Origin of the sequence: Peribacillus muralis, assembly GCF_001645685.2 — a bacterium.
In the GTDB taxonomy this organism is placed as follows: Bacteria; Bacillota; Bacilli; order Bacillales; family DSM-1321; genus Peribacillus; species Peribacillus muralis_A.
The window spans coordinates 2,602,799-2,618,509 of record NZ_CP017080.1; the positions used below are offsets into that span (position 1 = coordinate 2,602,799).

The following is a 15,711-nucleotide window of genomic DNA, read 5'->3' on the forward strand; positions in this document are numbered from 1 at the left end:
GATTATTTATGGTAAAATCATTTATATAAACCAGACCGACCCAGCCGATGGACAAAATTTCAAGGAGTGAATCCAATGTGATGATAACAACCATTCTATTAAACTAAAAAATCTTATAAGGATGGTATTCATGAAAAATTCATCATTTCGCTTCCTATGGGTCGGGCAAGCATTTGCCAATCTCGGTGATATATTTTATGTAGTCGGTTTGATTTCACTTATATATGCCATGACGGGATCGGCCTTTTATTTAAGTTTGCTTCCATTCACCACGACGATTTTCCGGTTTATCAGCAGCTTACTTGCCCCACTCGTTATTGACAGGTTTCCATTAAAAAGGATCCTAGTCCAATCACAATGTGGGAAGACAATCTTGCTCATGATTTTGGGGTTCTCCCTTCATTTCAGTGACGGTTCTGCCCTTGTCGTCCTTTGCTTCATTGCATCGATCTCATTATTGGATGGAGTCGCTGCCCCAGTGAGCGCAGCTTTGGTTCCTCAACTGGTCCCGCCCAAAGAACGGATGAAGGCTAATGGTTTCTTGAATGTACTCACCCAGACCATCTTTGTCGCAGGGTGGCCGATTGGTTCCGTGTTATTAATCAATACGAACAGCCAATTCATCATTTGGTTTACGGTCTTCTTATTTGCCGTATCAACTGGCTTTGCTATGAAAATAAAAGTTCAAGATGAAATGACAACAATCAATACCCATCCATCCAGCTGGGATTCCGTTACATCCGGATGGTTGACGATTCGCCAACTCCCAACCATCCGCACACTCATTTCGCTCGATTTCATCACATCTTTAGCATCCAGCGTGTGGGTGGCTGCCGTGATATATGTATATGTTGAACAGAACTTGCAATTAGGTGAAGAATGGTGGGGCTACATTAACACAAGCTACTTCGTCGGCATGATCATCAGTGGATTGATCGTCATCCGTTTTTCCAGATTCATTGAAAAACATACCCGCTCCTTCATCATCATCGGGCTTTTACTGAATTCCTTGCTGATCCTCTTTTTCGGATCGACAACGATGCCAGCATTGGCATTGCTGTTTGCATGTCTCTACGGGCTCCCAGAACAAATTCGCGAGGTAATTTACACCAAGCTGTTCCAAGATTACGCATCTGAAAAGACCTTAGCCAAAATATATGCCGTTTGGGGAGCGGTAATCAACCTTACATTTGCCGGCTCTGTCTTGTTATTGGGATATATAACGGAAACCTTTAGTGTCCGAACGACGTTTCAATTTTCTTCCACACTGGTGTTTCTAGCCTTTCTATATGCAATTGTAAAAAGAAAGGAGCTGTGCAGTAAAGAGTCTCAAAGCAGCATCACATCGGAAAAGGAGCCTTTTTGAAGGCTCCTTTTCCGATGAAGCAGGGCAGGGCTGGATTAACATTGCCCGCTCAGCTTGCAATCTAGCAAAGTGCTTGGTGAAACGCTTACAAACCATTAAAATCATCATCCTATTTTATTGTCACTATTTTTTGATTCATAAACGCCCAGTTCTGCGGAAACGCCAAACCGATTTGCCAATATGTTGCCCCTATCAGTTCATATGCATCAATCAATTCATATTTTGCACTTATCGAACGAATATCTTCAAACCAAACGACATGGTTTTTATCCTCTCTCCAATAAGTATAAGTAGGGGAAGCGGCTGTCGTATCATAAGAGATTTCGGACCCTGTTGCAATCGCAAGATTTTGGGCATTTTGAGCTGATAAGGCTTTCGTTTCATGGCTCGGTACGATCCAGTCATATCCATACATCGGGAATGCCGACTGTAATTTATATGCAGGTATATTCGTCAAAGCATAACGGACCACCTCGATCATCCACCACAATGGGGAAATCGGTTCCGGTGGACCAGTAGGGTACCCATAATCAATCGTCATGACGGCAACGAGGTCCGCCGCCTCACCAATTCCCCGATAATCATGCCCGCCTACAATGCGATTGTCAAGGTTATCCGCCGTCTTTGCATGCACGTTCACATGTAAGGTGAGATCATTCAACTCTGTCTTTAATTCCTTTAAAAAGAGCACATATTCGGCACGTCTTGCTGGAGGGATGAATTCGATATCCATACTGACTCCACCATAGTTCTTCTCCCTGACGAAAGTAAGCAAGCTATTGATTAAATTCCGTCTGGATACTGAACTTGTGAGGACTTCCCCCGCCAACTCAGCATCAAAATCACCGTCCTGGAAATTTCGGAGCATCAATAGCGGCATCACCCCGGTCTGTTTGCATTTCCCAATTAAAGGTCGATCATCACCATCAACGTAAGCATAGCCCTCCCTCGTAAAGGAATAAGCTACAATTGCTAAATAAGTTAATTTATCACCATGCTCTTCAAGAGTCTCAAACACCACTCCACCTGAAGTGGGAAAAGCAAACCCAAGCGTTATCAATTGGTTTTTGTAAGGAGAAGGTATCAAAATTTCCGTACCTACCTTTAATGAGCTTGCGACGATGCCTGGATTGGTTTTGATGATCGACGCAGCACTCGTTCCGAAACGACGGGCAATCATAGAGAGCGTATCCATGCTTTTTATGACATATCTTCGATTATCGACAGCTGTATCCGGTATATACAACGCCAGGCCAGGAATCAAAGCTGTTGATTCCAAGCCATTGACTTCCATTATCCTCGATGGAGTCACTTGATTTTCCGCGGCGATTTCCCAGAGGCTATCCCCTTTATCTACAACAATAATCGTCATTTACACCCCTCCAAACCCCCTTCAAAAAGTTTATGCTAGTCAGGCATTTGGATAGAACGATTTATCACAAATTCATGGGGTCGTTTCCTGCATCAATCCGCACTAAAGCAATTTTTTTGGCATGAGGCAATAAGCAGATTTCCCCCTAAAAAGGAGGCTTTCGAGTAGGACATCCGATATGATTCAATAATTTCATCGTACTTTTTATTCGTTATCCATCAAAGCAAATCTTTAATATCGTAGAACTTCCCATTCTCCAAGTCTTCCCCTTCAAGTAGCTGCAATAATGTCGAAGCTACTAACTCAGGGCTCCTTAGCATACCCTTTTCCTTATAGTCTTGAAATTTGTCCCGATCGACAAAGTCATGCTCGTCTGCTGAACGGATCGTCCCTTGCATCTCCGTATCCATTACACCAGGTGAAAAAGAAATGAGGCACACAGGAAAAGGTACTTTGTCCTGTTCCAAACCTGCCACCCTTGTGAACATTTCCAGCCCGGCCTTCGTACTGCAATAGGCAGCCCAGCCATGGTAAGGATTCTTTGCGGCTCCTGATGAAATGTTGACCACTACCTTTTTTCTGTCCGAATCACTCGTTTGTTTAATGAATTCATCAGTCAATACGATGGGTGCCATGAAATTCACCTTCATGCTGGATTCAAGGCATTCTTGACCAAGGTTTCCAATCGGTTTGATCGGGTCAATGATACCAGCATTATTAATGAAATATAAATCACTTTTCTCATCGACTTCAGTGAGAATTCCCTTGACTAACGAACTTAGCTTTTCCGTTTCCTTTAAGTCCGTTGGAATGAAGGAAAGTTTGGAGTCGGAGCTGCTAGCGAGCACTTCGAACGCAGGATCGATTGTTCGAGATATCAATATGCACCGATCACCGGTCCGCAAACATTGTTTCGCAATCGCTGACCCTAGTCCTTTCGATGCCCCTGTTATGATAAAAGTCTTCACGATATATCCCCCTTTTTTTTTGACACCTTCCATTGTATCAAAAAAAGCGGCCCCGTTTATATGGGACCGCTGCTTCATTTAGTGATTATAAAATTGGTGACAGGAGCCTTGCAATCGATTCTTTAAAGCGAATCCATTTCGATCGTTTTTCAAATTCTTCAATCGTGAGCTGCCTGCAAACTTCAACATCCTTATAAAAAAAACTGGTCAGCGTTTGGGCCATACCTTCGTCATAAATGAAAGCATTGACTTCAAAGTTCAATTTAAAGCTTCGAACATCGATGTTAGCCGTCCCTACAGAAGAAACTTCCTCGTCCACCACGATCATCTTTGCATGGATAAAGCCATTATCGTAAATATAAACCTTGGCCCCCGCCCTTAATAATTGCCCTGCATTGTATGTCGTTGCCCAGTAAACGAAGAGGTGATCAGGTTTATTCGGTATCATGATTTTCACATCTAATCCTGACAAGCTGGCAATCCTCAGAGCATCCAATAAACTTGCATCAGGTATGAAGTAAGGGGTTTGAATGAGAATCGATTTCTTTGCTGAAGAAATTAATTTAATATAGCCATTCTTGATTTGTTCCCATTCGGAATCCGGCCCACTCGTCACGATTTGCAAATCTATTTTGCCCTGAGGTTCTAAAGTTGGAAAATAATGAGGGTGATATGTAATATCATGGTATTTCGAAGCCTGATTCCAATCAAGGATAAAACGGGTTTGGATGGCTTTGACTGCAGATCCCTTTATGCGAAGGTGTGTATCACGCCAGTAACCGAATTTCGGATTGAGTCCTAAATATTCATCTCCAACATTGAATCCACCAACATACCCTACCTTTCCATCTATGATGACTAACTTTCGATGGTTACGGAAATTCAAGCGCAAATTTATGAACTTCAACTTGGATGGAAAAAATGCTTCGACTCGGCCGCCGGCTTGCCTAAACTCCTTGAAAAAGCTTTTAGTCATCCCCCTTGAACCCAACTCGTCGTATAGCAAGCGAACTTTAACGCCTTCATTGGCCTTTTTAGTCAAAGCTTCAAGGAACCGTTTACCAAGATCATCTCTTTGAATGATATAGTATTGTATATGAATATGATTTTCGGCCGCTTCGATATCTTTAAAAAGCTGGTCAAACTTCTTTTTTCCTTCCGTAAATATGTCGACTTGATTATCTTCAGTCAGAACGGCATCATTGTTCCGTAGGTGCATATAGATCAAGTCTCGATAATGACTGGAGGAAGTATTTCGAAACGGAAAATGTTCGGTGGAGAGCTCCTCCATCTGTTTATCCAGAATTTCTTCAATCCCGATTTTCTTCTTATCCTCCCATTGGAATAGATGGGCGTGTCTCAAGCTCGTCCCAAAAAGAAGATATAAAATAAAACCTACGACTGGCAGAAAATATAACACCAATAACCAGGCCCAGGTCGTGCTCGCTTCTCTTCTTTCAAAGAAAATAACGATCGTTGCGAATAGTATGTTAAGAATGATGACGAGGCCGAGCAAAACTGATGTAACATGCGTAAATTCCATAGCATTCCCCTCACTCATATTTTATCCCTTTAAGGATACCATGCAAATTCTTTATATCAAAGGATTTGCTATCGATAAGGAAAACAGGAAATGGGCCTCTCCCTTGAGAGGCCCAAAATCCTTGTATCCAAACCAACGTCCAGCTGTCTTATCAGGAGATTTCGATCTAGCGCCTGAAAGGATTCACTTCCATATAATAAGATCAGTAAAAAGGCCTATCTGCTTTTCACCAATAAATTGACGGCTTCCTTGACAAGCTCCTCTGGGTTCTTTTCCCCCGATTCATTAGCCTCCCGGACACATTCCACAAGGTTGGAGCTTACAATTACCCCAATTGTACGATCAATCGCCGATCTAGTCGCTGATAGCTGGGTTACAACATCGCGACAATCTTTATTTTCTTCCATCATTTTCAATATTCCACGCAGCTGTCCTTCAATTCGTTTCACTCTATTTTTCATTTGTTTTTCGTATTCCATGTGAGGCCAACCTCCTGCCATACCTATAGGATATCATTTTTACCCGACTTCATCCCTTTTCACTTGAAAATGAAGGAGAATGAGAATCTTATAATTTATAATACATATCCCCTAGGTATGATTGTCAAGTGCCTATAGCATTTATGGTCGATATGTATAACTAAATCTGCAGAAGGAGATTTTGTGCTATAGCCTCAGAAAACTCGATTGTCATTTGAGGAACATAGGTTTTCAACAAGGCATTGGCGATTGGGGCTTTTGCTCCTTTTGCGACAATCGCCAGGCAGCCAGTCATTTTAGTCTCTGCCATTCCATATCGTTCAGCTAAAAAATAGCCATACCCATCAAATTTTTCATTTAATCCCCTAAGTTTGAATGTGACCTTATCTGGTTCGTTCCATTCCAATATATTTACTTCCAGCTTGATTTTCTTTTTCATCAATCCTAGATCGCCTTTGAACTCCCATATAAGTGTTTCATCATCTATCATCTCATGATCGATATAACCGGGAACAAGGGGTGCCCACCGATCTATGACACTGACAAACCCCCATACGGTTTCGATTGACACCGGTAAAATGATACTATGCAGTCCTTCAGACAAAGCAGTACCCCCTTAATCATTTTCCTTCCATCCTTTTAATGTATGACCGAAGCTGAAAAACCAGAACCGAAATCAGCATAGTGCCCAGATCATTTCAGTCCCATCACATACTATGCAGTAAAGACATTTTTTGAAAGGAACGCCGCAATGAAAAATGATATGTCAAAAAAGTTATCCAGCTTTTCGAAAAGCAACGATGAGAATAATGATCCATCAGGAAATCCTGTCAGTCAACATGAGCTGAATAATCAAGGCTTCCTTGGGCCAATCGGACCCGTCGGTATAAACGCACCTGCTTTGGCGTATGGCGCTGTTTACGGATCGAGCGCAGCAGTCGTTGTAACTGCCGGAACACTTGTTGATTTCACTTCTTCCGGTCCATCATTGAATATAGCAGCCGATTTGCTAGCAAACACCTTAACGGTAGCAACTTCCGGCATATACACGATTCACTATAACATAAACCTTGCCTTGTCGGTCATATCCACTCTGCTTTCCGCCTCAAACCGGATTATAGAAGTTGCCCTGAACATTAATGGCACGGAGGACCCCGCCAGCATCAGTACTTATTCGATTACAAACATTTCAGGCGTGGCAGCTGCATTGGCTCAAGCTGGAACGGTTAGCAGGAGCATGCTCAGATCATTGAACAGTAACGATGTCGTAACGCTTGGATTCAGGAGTACATCGATTGGTCCCGGGACAGCCACATATACATCCCCGTCCCTTGTCATCACTAGAATCGAATGACACCCCCGCTTAACCTTAACTGACAAAATTAGATATGCTGAAAGCTAACAATCCAAACGTACAAGGGAGAACTCATTTAGGACAAGTCGGTTTATAAACAAACGCCAGATTGTTCTACTTTTTTTCGGAATCTGCAATTTGTCCGGTGCTTTTCACTTCAGAATTCGCTTTCCGACAAGATCCTTCTCGTGGCACCAACGGCTATGGATTTTCCCTTCGATCGTATTTTCATAGCGGGCGTCTTGCACCTTCCGTTTCAATTCATCAATGAGGTGAAAATAACGCTCAATTATCGCTGAGAGAGGCATTGGTGGATAAAAACCGCAGTGGGTTCGTGCCAGTTTCAAAAAAAGACAGCCGGCCAAAGGAAAGGAGCGGTTGTCATTCCATATAATTCAAAAAGGTATCGGAAGGGAGGCCATTCCGATACCTTTTTGTCTATCTAGGGACGAACGATATCAAATAACTCGCCCAGCTTTGTATATGTCTGACCTGCTAATCTGGCTACAGGCTTCAATCCATTTTGATCAATTCGACCATTCTCGTAAATATCTTGCTTTATATGATAGCGGACTATTTTCCCTATCAAAAAATCACATCCAGGTTTTTCAGGTGTACCCGCTAATGGTATGGATTTTTCCAAGATGCATTCAAAGCGGACTTTTGCTTCAAGCAGCCCTGGTACGGATACGACATCACTTTCAGTGGTTGTGAAATTGGTCAATCCAAGCTCGCTTTCTTCAGGGGGAAGCTCTTTGGCCGTTCGATTAGCTTCCGCAACATTTTCTTCATCGGTTATATGAACGACGAATTCACCTGTTTGGATGGCATTTCTCGCTGTATCCTTGGAAGTTCCTTCTTTCCGTTGAACAGAAATGGAAATCATCGGCGGATTGGAACTGACGATATTAAAAAAACTGAAGGGCGCTATATTGACCGTCCCATTCGCAGATTTTGTCAAAACAAGGGCTATAGGTCTCGGAATGATACTTCCTGTCAAAAACTTATAGTTTTCCCTTTCATTTAAACTCTCAGGATTTAAGGAAATCATCCATATCCCCCTTTCCATTTCTATAAAAAGTATCTATGAAACCACGTGCCTGCTGCCTCAACCTCTGATCGCGTCAGCTGATGACCGTAGTTTTCCCAGTGATTATCCACCTTGGCACCGGCTTCCTCCAACATGCGCGTGAGTTCGTTCGTTTCTGCTGCCGGGCAAATCGGATCGTTATTACCAGCAGCGATGAAGACTGGCATATCAGACAGGGCCGGTAAGGTAATCCCCCGTCTCGGGACCATCGGGTGATGAAGGATCGCACCCTTCAAAGCCCCTTCATAATGGAACATCAAACTTGCTGCTATATTGGCACCATTGGAATAGCCTAATGCCACCACCTTTTTTTTATCAAAATCATACTCTTTGGAAGCCAATTCCAAGTAATCATGAAGTTCCTTTGTACGCAGGATTAAATCTTCTTCGTCAAAAACGCCTTCGGATAACCGTCGAAAAAAACGGGGCATTCCATTTTCAAGCACATTTCCACGCACACTTAATACCGATGACCCTGGTGAAACCATTTCCGCTAATGGCAGCAGGTCCGTTTCCGTACCACCTGTACCATGTAAAAGCAAAAGCACCGGTGCTTCTTCATTACTTCCTTTTTGATAGATATGCTTCATGATTTATCCTCCTTCAATACTCGCGGCACTGCCGGTGGCAGCGTTTTTCCCATGAGTTCCCTTTTTTCTTCGAGCCAAGGGGGCAGCATTAATTTACTGCCCATCGTTTCTTTCGTTTCATCATGGGCGAAGCCGGGAGGGTCTGTGGCGACTTCAAAAAGCAAGCCCCCATCTTCCCGAAAATAAATGGCATCAAAGTATTGCCTGTCCTTAAATGGCGTCACCCCATAACCATAGCTACCGATGTGCTCTCTCCATTCTTTATGATCATCAGAATCATTCGCACGCCATGCAAGATGATGAACCATCCCAACTCCCATTTTACCAGTTGGCAAAACCGTTTTCCTTACATCAATCAAATTACCGATGTCTGAAGTGGATTTGAAGCGGATGTAGTCCCCCTCTTCTCCCACTTTTTGCAGACCCAACACGTTCTCCAATAATTCAATCGTTTTGGTGGGCTTTGCCGACAATAAAACGGCACCGCCGAATCCTTTGACAGCCTTATCAGAGGGAACTCCGCCAAAAGACCACTCGCTCCGTTTACCTTCTTTACGCTCAACAAGTTCAAGCCGCAAACCGTGTGAATCTTGAAATTCCATATAATCCTCGCCGAACCGGCTCGTTTTATCATAATCTATATTGAATTTATCCAATCGCCCTTCCCAAAATTCCATCGAACCCTCCGGAACGACATAGGTTGTAGTCCCAACCTGACCAGAGCCGATTTGTCCTTTATATGCCGCGGGCCAAGGAAAGAATGTGATGATCGAGCCTGGGGAACCCGACTCGTCTCCAAAATATAAATGATAAGTCCCTGGATCATCAAAATTGACGGTTTTTTTCACCATCCGTAATCCTAATATACCAGCATAAAAGTCAATATTCTCTTGGGGATCACCAACGATTGCAGTAATATGATGAATTCCAGCCGTTTGCTTAATCATGCCGATACCTTCCTTTCTATGATCAATTAGTCGCCTTTGTATTCAACGGTTTTAGCTTTGATTCGATTTCCCTTCTTTTTGATTCCAAAAAGGGCGGTAAAGCCAGTGTTTCACCTAGGTGCTGCTCCGTTTCATCCGTTGCAAATCCTGGTCCATCGGTAGCCAGTTCAAACAAGATGCCATTCGGCTCTCTAAAATAAAGGGAGCGAAAATAGAAGCGGTCCACATATCCCGAATTCGCAAATTTGAATTCGTTCAATTTTTCTATCCAATTTCTTAATTCTTCTTCATTATCGACCCTAAAAGCGACATGATGCACCCCACCCCTACCTAATCGCTCACGGGGGATATCCGTCCTTTCTTCAATATGGATTTCCGCTCCTGTTCCACCCTCACCTGTCTCGTAAACGCTAATTGGATTTTGTCCGCTTACAGGTGATGGATATGTGCCTGATTTCCTGAAACCGAGCAATTCAGTTAAAACTTCTTCTGTCCGTTCAATATTAGGTACGGTGAGTTTGATTGGTCCGAGCCCGAGAATGAAATGCTCTGGAGGCACAGGACTGCCCTCCCATGGAATTCCACCTTGAACGCCCCTATTTTCCTGGTCCGATACAAGTAGCAGCCTTTGACCTTCCGGATCCTTAAAGGACAAGACCCGTCTCTGAAAGCGGGTGGATACTTCATCATGATCCACATCGTATTCGATAAAGCGTTTTTTCCAAAATTCGAGTGCTTGATCATTACTCACTCTTAAAGAAATTTCTGAAATGCTATTATTTCCTTCATGCGTCCGTGCAGCATGGGGAATTTCAAAAAACGTCAATTCGGTACCCGGCGATCCGATCTGATCACCATAAAATAAGTGATACACATTTATATCATCCTGATTCACCGTTTTTTTAATTAATCTCATTCCCAACACTTTCGTGTAGAATTCAAAATTGTTTCCCGCTTTTGCTGTAAGTGCCGAAACATGGTGTAAACCTTTTAGTTTCATCCGTAACACTCCTATCTTTTATTATCAATCTTTCCTTAACCAATAAAAATTAAAGCTGTCCTTTTATCTTTAATTCGAGATATTATCCAAACGATAAATACCTTCAATAAAAATATCTTGATTTAAAGATAATTGACGGAAGTCCATTTGTCAACCTTCCCTATCTTCCCTATCATAAAAAAATGAATTCTGGTCAAAATAAGGTTGGTATAGATGATGGAGGTGTGCAATTTGACTAAGGATTTCTATAACGCAATTGAAGATCGGCGCTCTTTTTATTCTCTTAGCAAGGAGAAGGTTGTCCCTCAAAATAGGATTAAAGAAGTGATCGACCATGCCGTTCAATATTCCCCTTCCGCCTTCAATTCCCAAAGCGCCAGACTGGTGGTATTAACCGGTCAAAACCATGACCTGTTATGGGATATCACGAAAGAGACATTACGAAATGCAGCCGGTAAAAAGGAGAATGGCAAAACGGAGGATAAAATGCAATCATTTAAAAATGGCTATGGTACCGTTTTATTTTTTGAAGATCAGGTCATTATAGAAGGACTTCAAGCACAATACAAAACATATTCCGATAACTTTCCCATTTGGTCCAACCAAGCATCCGGCATTTTACAGTTTGTTGTGTGGACTTCATTGGAAATTGAAGGATTTGGTGCCAGCCTCCAGCATTATAACCCGTTAATTGACGAGGAAGTTAAAAAGACATGGGACATTCCCCCCCATTGGAAGCTCATTGCCCAGATGCCCTTCGGAAAGGCTACAGAGGGACCTGGAGATAAGGCCTTTGCCCCCATTGAGGAGCGAGTAAAGTATTTTCAATAATGTTTTTGGGCTGGCTCGGTATATCGAGCCAGCCCATTAATATGTTGTCCACTAACAATCCGGGAATGATGCACAAGATTTTGGAAAATGACTTCTGTCCATGTTTTGTCCGATGCATCCATTTCAAATCCCCCTATACAAATCTTATTGGATGGGCGAAGAACGCTTAGGCAGCCAATCCTTCAAATAAGATGGTAAACTCCCCTCATATTGCTTGGAAGCATGTCCACTTTTCAATACTTTATAAGTCTTATCATTACATGTTAAGTGATCCATGACGGGATAAATCATTTCTTGTGGAACCAAACGATCATACTTGCTAGCAATGACCAATACATTGGCATCAATCTTCGCTAACTTCGCCTTTTTCCCCCGCACCTTAAATCCGCCATTAACCAAGCGATTTTTTATCAAAAGATCTTTGGTTATCTGTTTTGCTGCGGCTCCCGACAAGGGCACATGCCCATTAGTCCAGGCATTGAAACGACGCCAATTTTGTACATATTTCTCGTCATCGGCTTGATTCAATAAAGATAAATAAGGTGTAAAATAGACGGGAGAGGTAATTAAACGAATTCCATATTTAACCGCACTGGCCGGAATCGTCTGATAAATATCAATCGTCTCGTCGAAGTTCGCTGTGCCTTTTTTCATGGCTTCCTGCCACTGATCAAAAAATTGTGAGGTGCTGAAATCGATAGGGGTGACGGAGAGGATTAAATTCTTGATCGGCTCATCTGCAATGGCTGCATAAATGGCTGCTATCGTGCCACCGAGACAAAACCCCATGACGGTAATTTCAGATGCTCCAGAATGGCGCAAAGCACGCTTTACCCCGTTTTGAATATAATCGACGATATAATCTTCTATCGATATTTCGCCATCCTCAAAGCCCGGACTTCCGAAATCAAGCAAATACACATCGAACCCTTCATTAACGAAAGACTCTATTAAGCTATTTCCCGGAGACAGATCAAGAATCATGGGAGTATTAATAAGTGAATAAATGAGAAAAACCGGCACATCATATTTTTTTTGTACCGAAGGGTAGTGCCACAAAGTGGATTTATTTTTTTTCCACACGGGGATTTTCGGTGTTAGTCCCATTTCAGGCATAGGCTGATTGGGAATATCCAAGAAGTGCTTCCATTTAGGCTCTTGCCTTGCTTTATTTCCTGGCACTTTCCGTTTAGACATTAGTATTCCTCTGTCCATCGCCATCAGATAACTTTGCACTTAACAATAAGGATTCATTGATGAAGTCCGAAACCCTTTTTTTTCTTCCATCCTTTTCAGTGGAGCTGCCTCTTGATTTCTTTTTCGCTCCTCGTGAAGAACCCCCACTTTTCACAATCCTGTTCTTTTCTGGGCTTGAAAGTATTTCTTCTAACCTATCAATTTTTTCTTCTAGCTGGATGACCAATTTTGCAACAGTTGCCACGTCTTTTTTTGTTGGATAATTCATGATGATTGACATTCTTTCTGAGGCTTCCTGCATCCTATTTATTTTTGGAACCTGCAGCTGTGCGTTTTCGCTTACGGATTCCAATAATGCGCGATTATTCAGCAAACCTTGAATTTGACTATTCAGCTCTTGCTCTTTTTGGGAACCAAGCAATTTCATCCCTTTATAAAAATCTGTCTTTTTCGCCATATAGATCTTCCCTTCTTGTTTGTTTACACTAATGCCGATATTCCCCCATCCAAGATCAACACATGTCCAACCATATAATCGGAAGCCTGTGAAGCCAAAAAAATGGCTGCACCCTTCAAATCAGTTTCATTCCCAAATCTGCGGGCAGGTGTTTTACCTAGGATGTCATAATTGGATTTTTCAAGAATTTTCTTTGTGATTTTGGTTGGAAAAAAGCCTGGTGCTATCGCATTGACTTGGATATTATATCTAGCGAGCTTTACTCCCAAGTCCTTGGTCATCGTTATGACAGCACCTTTACTCGTATTATAAGCAATGGTATCCAACAGTTCCGGAAAAGTGCCGCCAAGACCTGAAACGGATGCAATATTGATGATTTTCCCGGAATTTTGCTGTATCATGACCCTTGCAACGGCCTGTGAAAACAAGAATGTCCCTGTAACATTGACATTCAACACTTTCTCCCATTTTTCCTTTGGAAGATCCACCAACGGGCCAGACCAGGAAGTCCCGCTATTATTGACCAAAATATCGATAGTGCCGAATTGAGCAACCGTTTCGTGTACAACAAGATCAACGTCACTCTCATTGGTGATGTCACATTCAAAAGCAATTGCTTTCACACCCAGTGCTTGCAGCTCCTCACATACCTCATTGCATGCCGAGAGATTGCGCGATGCAATGACGACATTAGCCCCAGCCTCTCCCAATGCCATGGCGATCTGTTTGCCTAAACCTCTTCCGCCTCCGGTAACAATAGCCGTTTTATTCGTTAAATCGAACATATTACTCAATGTAGTCAACTTTTCAGCCCTTTCTGTCATGAATTATGATGAAGATAAACCATCTATATCATTATAGAAAAGCCCAACCGATAATGTGCTTAAAATAGCCTAATGCCTTAGCCTTTTGTTTTACTAGCCCATATCCTTCGGATGACTAACTTTTAGCTACGCCCTTATGGTTCAAAGCAAAATCACATACTTAATCATCGTTATCGTTTAAACTAAAGAACATGAAGGAGGTTTTACCATGACGATGCATCATTTTCATTTAACGGCCTCATGGCCTGGCGGCAGGAACGATATTGGCACAATCCAATCGGGTAATCTTCAGACCGAGATAAGCATCCCTACAGATATGGAAGGACCCGGAATAGGTACTAATCCCGATGAAATGCTGCTTGGAGCTGCCTCGACCTGCTATATCATCACCTTGGCAGCGATGCTGGAAAGAAGCTCCATCAAAAAGGCAAGCTTGACCATGCAATCCGAGGCTTTGGTAGATGTTACGAAGGGTGTATTCACCTATAAAAAAATCATTCATCGCCCGACACTGGTATTGGCACCCGACACCTCCGAGCAAGTGGCCGAAAAAGCGAGGAAGCTTGTTGAAAAAGCTGAATCTTCCTGTATGATATCCAGGGCGATCAAAGGTAATGTAGCTGTGGAATTGGATGCAACCATTTCCATCACACAGCAATCCTGAACAAAAAAATGCCTAACCTCGCTAAGGGGTTAGGCACTTTTTTTCGACTATTGAATAGCGTTCAGTTTGTTTTCGACCTCACGGCACACTTGGTCAGCCGTTAAACCATTCGCTTCAATGATGGACGCTTTCAATGAAGTATCGCTTATTCCCATCACATTACTTTCCAATCCTGTTACTACACAACAATCCAGGTTTTTTGCGTCAGCTTCTTGTTTAATCTCAACTACATCAAATCCTTTTTCACGAAGTGCTTCCTGAATGTTCGTTAATGAATCTTCCACACCGATTTTTGACATGAACACACACCTCCTCTACTTGCTAACCTGTCCTTTTTCGCTTCAATATATGTATAGGGTGCAAAGGAAATAGGGAAAGTAATATGGAGGTGATGAACATGAATGGAAAAAACAAAAAAGATGCCACACAAACTCGTTTAGGCTCTTCTCAAATAGAGGGACAAGGAACCACTACGAAAGAAACCGGGTCCTTCACTCAGCCATCTTCCCTTAAAAAGCAAAAGCGTACTTGACAAAACTAAAAATCCACGCTTTACGAAAACGCTTGGTTCTCTCCAAGCGTTTTCCTGTTTCACTTTTGATGGCCTGTCGTTTTTCGTTTTTAAATTTCTTCTTGAATGATTAAATCACTCCATTCACCCCGAGCAGCGGCTCCTGCTCTTTTTTTGCTATATCGATAGCATCACATTCAAATAAAACTAGCCTTTGAATATTATCCAAAGCGGCTTTTTCATTCCGTTTTTCTTCTGTACACCCGAAGAATTTTGATGAATACACCGCATCATTTCATGCAAAAATATCAATGGAGGTGGTTTTCATGGAAAATAAGAAACCAGGGAATAAGAAAATTCCGGATTTTAAAGAAATGAATGACCGAATCTTCAGGGAGGCATCCCAAAGTCCCCGTCTAGTCATCGGAACAAATCTGGATGCCAAGAACGTAAAGGACGGCAACCCTTACACAGGCAGGGTGAACAGCGAAGGATTTGAAGATTATTTTGAAGAATGA

General features: G+C 42.4%; 21 protein-coding genes. 6 read left to right on the forward strand and 15 right to left on the reverse strand.

Annotated elements, in window-relative coordinates:
• Positions 1 to 130 precede the first annotated feature (130 nt).
• A complete protein-coding gene (locus ABE28_RS12615) occupies positions 131 to 1,366 on the forward strand; it encodes an MFS transporter (RefSeq protein ID WP_064464766.1) in 1,236 nt (411 codons plus the stop codon).
• 109 nt (positions 1,367 to 1,475) lie between these two features.
• Here ABE28_RS12615 and ABE28_RS12620 read toward each other — a convergent pair whose 3' ends face one another.
• From ABE28_RS12620 to ABE28_RS12640, 5 genes are all read right to left on the reverse strand, one after another.
• The gene (locus tag ABE28_RS12620) at positions 1,476 to 2,738 is read right to left on the reverse strand and encodes a glycosyl hydrolase family 18 protein (RefSeq protein WP_064464764.1); all 1,263 of its coding nucleotides are present in this window, start codon (positions 2,736 to 2,738) and stop codon (positions 1,476 to 1,478) included.
• A 218-nt stretch (positions 2,739 to 2,956) separates the two neighbouring features.
• Positions 2,957 to 3,706: a (S)-benzoin forming benzil reductase gene (locus ABE28_RS12625; RefSeq protein WP_064464762.1), complete on the reverse strand. Its 750-nt coding sequence runs from the start codon at positions 3,704 to 3,706 to the stop codon at positions 2,957 to 2,959.
• Between the two features lie 85 nt (positions 3,707 to 3,791).
• Complete coding sequence (gene cls / locus ABE28_RS12630) at positions 3,792 to 5,249, reverse strand: cardiolipin synthase (protein WP_156775760.1); 1,458 nt, start codon at positions 5,247 to 5,249, stop codon at positions 3,792 to 3,794.
• Between the two features lie 215 nt (positions 5,250 to 5,464).
• Positions 5,465 to 5,728 (reverse strand): metal-sensitive transcriptional regulator, encoded by a 264-nt coding sequence (locus ABE28_RS12635; RefSeq protein ID WP_064464758.1) that lies wholly within the window; start codon positions 5,726 to 5,728, stop codon positions 5,465 to 5,467.
• Between the two features lie 160 nt (positions 5,729 to 5,888).
• A complete protein-coding gene (locus ABE28_RS12640) occupies positions 5,889 to 6,332 on the reverse strand; it encodes an SRPBCC family protein (protein WP_064464756.1) in 444 nt (147 codons plus the stop codon).
• A gap of 147 nt (positions 6,333 to 6,479) precedes the next feature.
• On the opposite strand from ABE28_RS12640, the gene ABE28_RS12645 reads away from it, so the two are divergent.
• Complete coding sequence (locus ABE28_RS12645; protein ID WP_064464754.1) at positions 6,480 to 7,082, forward strand: hypothetical protein; 603 nt, start codon at positions 6,480 to 6,482, stop codon at positions 7,080 to 7,082.
• A 442-nt stretch (positions 7,083 to 7,524) separates the two neighbouring features.
• Here the strand turns inward: ABE28_RS12645 and ABE28_RS12650 are convergent, their stop codons facing one another.
• Genes ABE28_RS12650 through ABE28_RS12665 form a run of 4 tightly spaced genes read right to left on the reverse strand, consistent with a single transcriptional unit; the run spans position 7,525 to position 10,709 of the window.
• On the reverse strand, positions 7,525 to 8,133 hold the full coding sequence (locus ABE28_RS12650) for a flavin reductase family protein (RefSeq protein WP_064464752.1): 609 nt from the start codon (positions 8,131 to 8,133) through the stop codon (positions 7,525 to 7,527).
• 20 nt (positions 8,134 to 8,153) lie between these two features.
• On the reverse strand, positions 8,154 to 8,762 hold the full coding sequence (locus tag ABE28_RS12655; RefSeq protein WP_064464750.1) for an alpha/beta hydrolase: 609 nt from the start codon (positions 8,760 to 8,762) through the stop codon (positions 8,154 to 8,156).
• Complete coding sequence (locus ABE28_RS12660; RefSeq protein ID WP_064464748.1) at positions 8,759 to 9,709, reverse strand: ring-cleaving dioxygenase; 951 nt, start codon at positions 9,707 to 9,709, stop codon at positions 8,759 to 8,761. Before ABE28_RS12660 ends, ABE28_RS12655 begins: the two co-directional genes overlap by 4 nt.
• A 22-nt stretch (positions 9,710 to 9,731) precedes the next feature.
• Entirely contained in the window at positions 9,732 to 10,709 is a 978-nt protein-coding gene (locus ABE28_RS12665) for a ring-cleaving dioxygenase (protein ID WP_064464746.1), read from the reverse strand.
• Between the two features lie 216 nt (positions 10,710 to 10,925).
• Here ABE28_RS12665 and ABE28_RS12670 point away from each other — a divergent pair, with 216 nt between their 5' ends.
• The gene (locus tag ABE28_RS12670; protein WP_180320004.1) at positions 10,926 to 11,540 is read left to right on the forward strand and encodes a nitroreductase family protein; all 615 of its coding nucleotides are present in this window, start codon (positions 10,926 to 10,928) and stop codon (positions 11,538 to 11,540) included.
• On the opposite strand, the gene ABE28_RS25760 is transcribed toward ABE28_RS12670, so the two are convergent.
• The 4 genes from ABE28_RS25760 to ABE28_RS12685 are packed head-to-tail and all read right to left on the reverse strand — an operon-like array spanning position 11,534 to position 13,979.
• Complete coding sequence (locus tag ABE28_RS25760) at positions 11,534 to 11,662, reverse strand: hypothetical protein (RefSeq protein ID WP_257390572.1); 129 nt, start codon at positions 11,660 to 11,662, stop codon at positions 11,534 to 11,536. The two genes, ABE28_RS12670 and ABE28_RS25760, sit on opposite strands and share 7 nt — an antisense overlap.
• Positions 11,663 to 11,684: 22 nt before the next feature.
• Positions 11,685 to 12,737, reverse strand: coding sequence for an alpha/beta fold hydrolase (locus ABE28_RS12675; RefSeq protein ID WP_083232071.1), 1,053 nt, complete (start codon positions 12,735 to 12,737; stop codon positions 11,685 to 11,687).
• Entirely contained in the window at positions 12,730 to 13,194 is a 465-nt protein-coding gene (locus tag ABE28_RS12680) for a hypothetical protein (protein ID WP_064464742.1), read from the reverse strand. Before ABE28_RS12680 ends, ABE28_RS12675 begins: the two co-directional genes overlap by 8 nt.
• 23 nt (positions 13,195 to 13,217) lie before the next feature.
• Positions 13,218 to 13,979 (reverse strand): SDR family oxidoreductase, encoded by a 762-nt coding sequence (locus tag ABE28_RS12685; protein WP_257390813.1) that lies wholly within the window; start codon positions 13,977 to 13,979, stop codon positions 13,218 to 13,220.
• Between the two features lie 247 nt (positions 13,980 to 14,226).
• Here ABE28_RS12685 and ABE28_RS12690 point away from each other — a divergent pair, with 247 nt between their 5' ends.
• Complete coding sequence (locus ABE28_RS12690; protein ID WP_064464738.1) at positions 14,227 to 14,682, forward strand: OsmC family protein; 456 nt, start codon at positions 14,227 to 14,229, stop codon at positions 14,680 to 14,682.
• 47 nt (positions 14,683 to 14,729) lie between these two features.
• Here the strand turns inward: ABE28_RS12690 and ABE28_RS12695 are convergent, their stop codons facing one another.
• Positions 14,730 to 14,981, reverse strand: coding sequence for a YkuS family protein (locus ABE28_RS12695; RefSeq protein ID WP_064464736.1), 252 nt, complete (start codon positions 14,979 to 14,981; stop codon positions 14,730 to 14,732).
• A gap of 98 nt (positions 14,982 to 15,079) precedes the next feature.
• Between ABE28_RS12695 and ABE28_RS25055 the strand changes: the two genes are divergently transcribed.
• A complete protein-coding gene (locus ABE28_RS25055) occupies positions 15,080 to 15,214 on the forward strand; it encodes a YuzL family protein (protein ID WP_156775762.1) in 135 nt (44 codons plus the stop codon).
• Positions 15,215 to 15,323: 109 nt separating this feature from the next.
• Here the strand turns inward: ABE28_RS25055 and ABE28_RS25060 are convergent, their stop codons facing one another.
• The gene (locus ABE28_RS25060) at positions 15,324 to 15,479 is read right to left on the reverse strand and encodes a hypothetical protein (protein ID WP_156775764.1); all 156 of its coding nucleotides are present in this window, start codon (positions 15,477 to 15,479) and stop codon (positions 15,324 to 15,326) included.
• A 40-nt stretch (positions 15,480 to 15,519) separates the two neighbouring features.
• Here ABE28_RS25060 and ABE28_RS12700 point away from each other — a divergent pair, with 40 nt between their 5' ends.
• Positions 15,520 to 15,711: a hypothetical protein gene (locus ABE28_RS12700; protein ID WP_064464734.1), complete on the forward strand. Its 192-nt coding sequence runs from the start codon at positions 15,520 to 15,522 to the stop codon at positions 15,709 to 15,711.

What these genes read in the sequence shown, in the direction of transcription:
- ABE28_RS12665 (WP_064464746.1), bottom strand. Translation starts at nt 10,709, where the DNA reads ATGAAACTAAAAGGTTTACACCATGTTTCGGCACTTACAGCAAAAGCG.
- ABE28_RS12680 (WP_064464742.1), bottom strand. Translation starts at nt 13,194, where the DNA reads ATGGCGAAAAAGACAGATTTTTATAAAGGGATGAAATTGCTTGGTTCC.
- ABE28_RS12690 (WP_064464738.1), top strand. Translation starts at nt 14,227, where the DNA reads ATGACGATGCATCATTTTCATTTAACGGCCTCATGGCCTGGCGGCAGG.
- ABE28_RS25055 (WP_156775762.1), top strand. Translation starts at nt 15,080, where the DNA reads ATGAATGGAAAAAACAAAAAAGATGCCACACAAACTCGTTTAGGCTCT.
- ABE28_RS12615 (WP_064464766.1), top strand. Translation starts at nt 131, where the DNA reads ATGAAAAATTCATCATTTCGCTTCCTATGGGTCGGGCAAGCATTTGCC.
- ABE28_RS12655 (WP_064464750.1), bottom strand. Translation starts at nt 8,762, where the DNA reads ATGAAGCATATCTATCAAAAAGGAAGTAATGAAGAAGCACCGGTGCTT.
- ABE28_RS12700 (WP_064464734.1), top strand. Translation starts at nt 15,520, where the DNA reads ATGGAAAATAAGAAACCAGGGAATAAGAAAATTCCGGATTTTAAAGAA.
- ABE28_RS12620 (WP_064464764.1), bottom strand. Translation starts at nt 2,738, where the DNA reads ATGACGATTATTGTTGTAGATAAAGGGGATAGCCTCTGGGAAATCGCC.
- ABE28_RS12635 (WP_064464758.1), bottom strand. Translation starts at nt 5,728, where the DNA reads ATGGAATACGAAAAACAAATGAAAAATAGAGTGAAACGAATTGAAGGA.
- ABE28_RS12660 (WP_064464748.1), bottom strand. Translation starts at nt 9,709, where the DNA reads ATGATTAAGCAAACGGCTGGAATTCATCATATTACTGCAATCGTTGGT.
- ABE28_RS12695 (WP_064464736.1), bottom strand. Translation starts at nt 14,981, where the DNA reads ATGTCAAAAATCGGTGTGGAAGATTCATTAACGAACATTCAGGAAGCA.
- ABE28_RS12685 (WP_257390813.1), bottom strand. Translation starts at nt 13,979, where the DNA reads ATGTTCGATTTAACGAATAAAACGGCTATTGTTACCGGAGGCGGAAGA.
- ABE28_RS12670 (WP_180320004.1), top strand. Translation starts at nt 10,926, where the DNA reads ATGGAGGTGTGCAATTTGACTAAGGATTTCTATAACGCAATTGAAGAT.
- ABE28_RS25760 (WP_257390572.1), bottom strand. Translation starts at nt 11,662, where the DNA reads ATGGATGCATCGGACAAAACATGGACAGAAGTCATTTTCCAAAATCTT.
- ABE28_RS12675 (WP_083232071.1), bottom strand. Translation starts at nt 12,737, where the DNA reads ATGTCTAAACGGAAAGTGCCAGGAAATAAAGCAAGGCAAGAGCCTAAA.
- ABE28_RS12650 (WP_064464752.1), bottom strand. Translation starts at nt 8,133, where the DNA reads ATGATTTCCTTAAATCCTGAGAGTTTAAATGAAAGGGAAAACTATAAG.
- ABE28_RS12645 (WP_064464754.1), top strand. Translation starts at nt 6,480, where the DNA reads ATGAAAAATGATATGTCAAAAAAGTTATCCAGCTTTTCGAAAAGCAAC.
- cls (WP_156775760.1), bottom strand. Translation starts at nt 5,249, where the DNA reads ATGGAATTTACGCATGTTACATCAGTTTTGCTCGGCCTCGTCATCATT.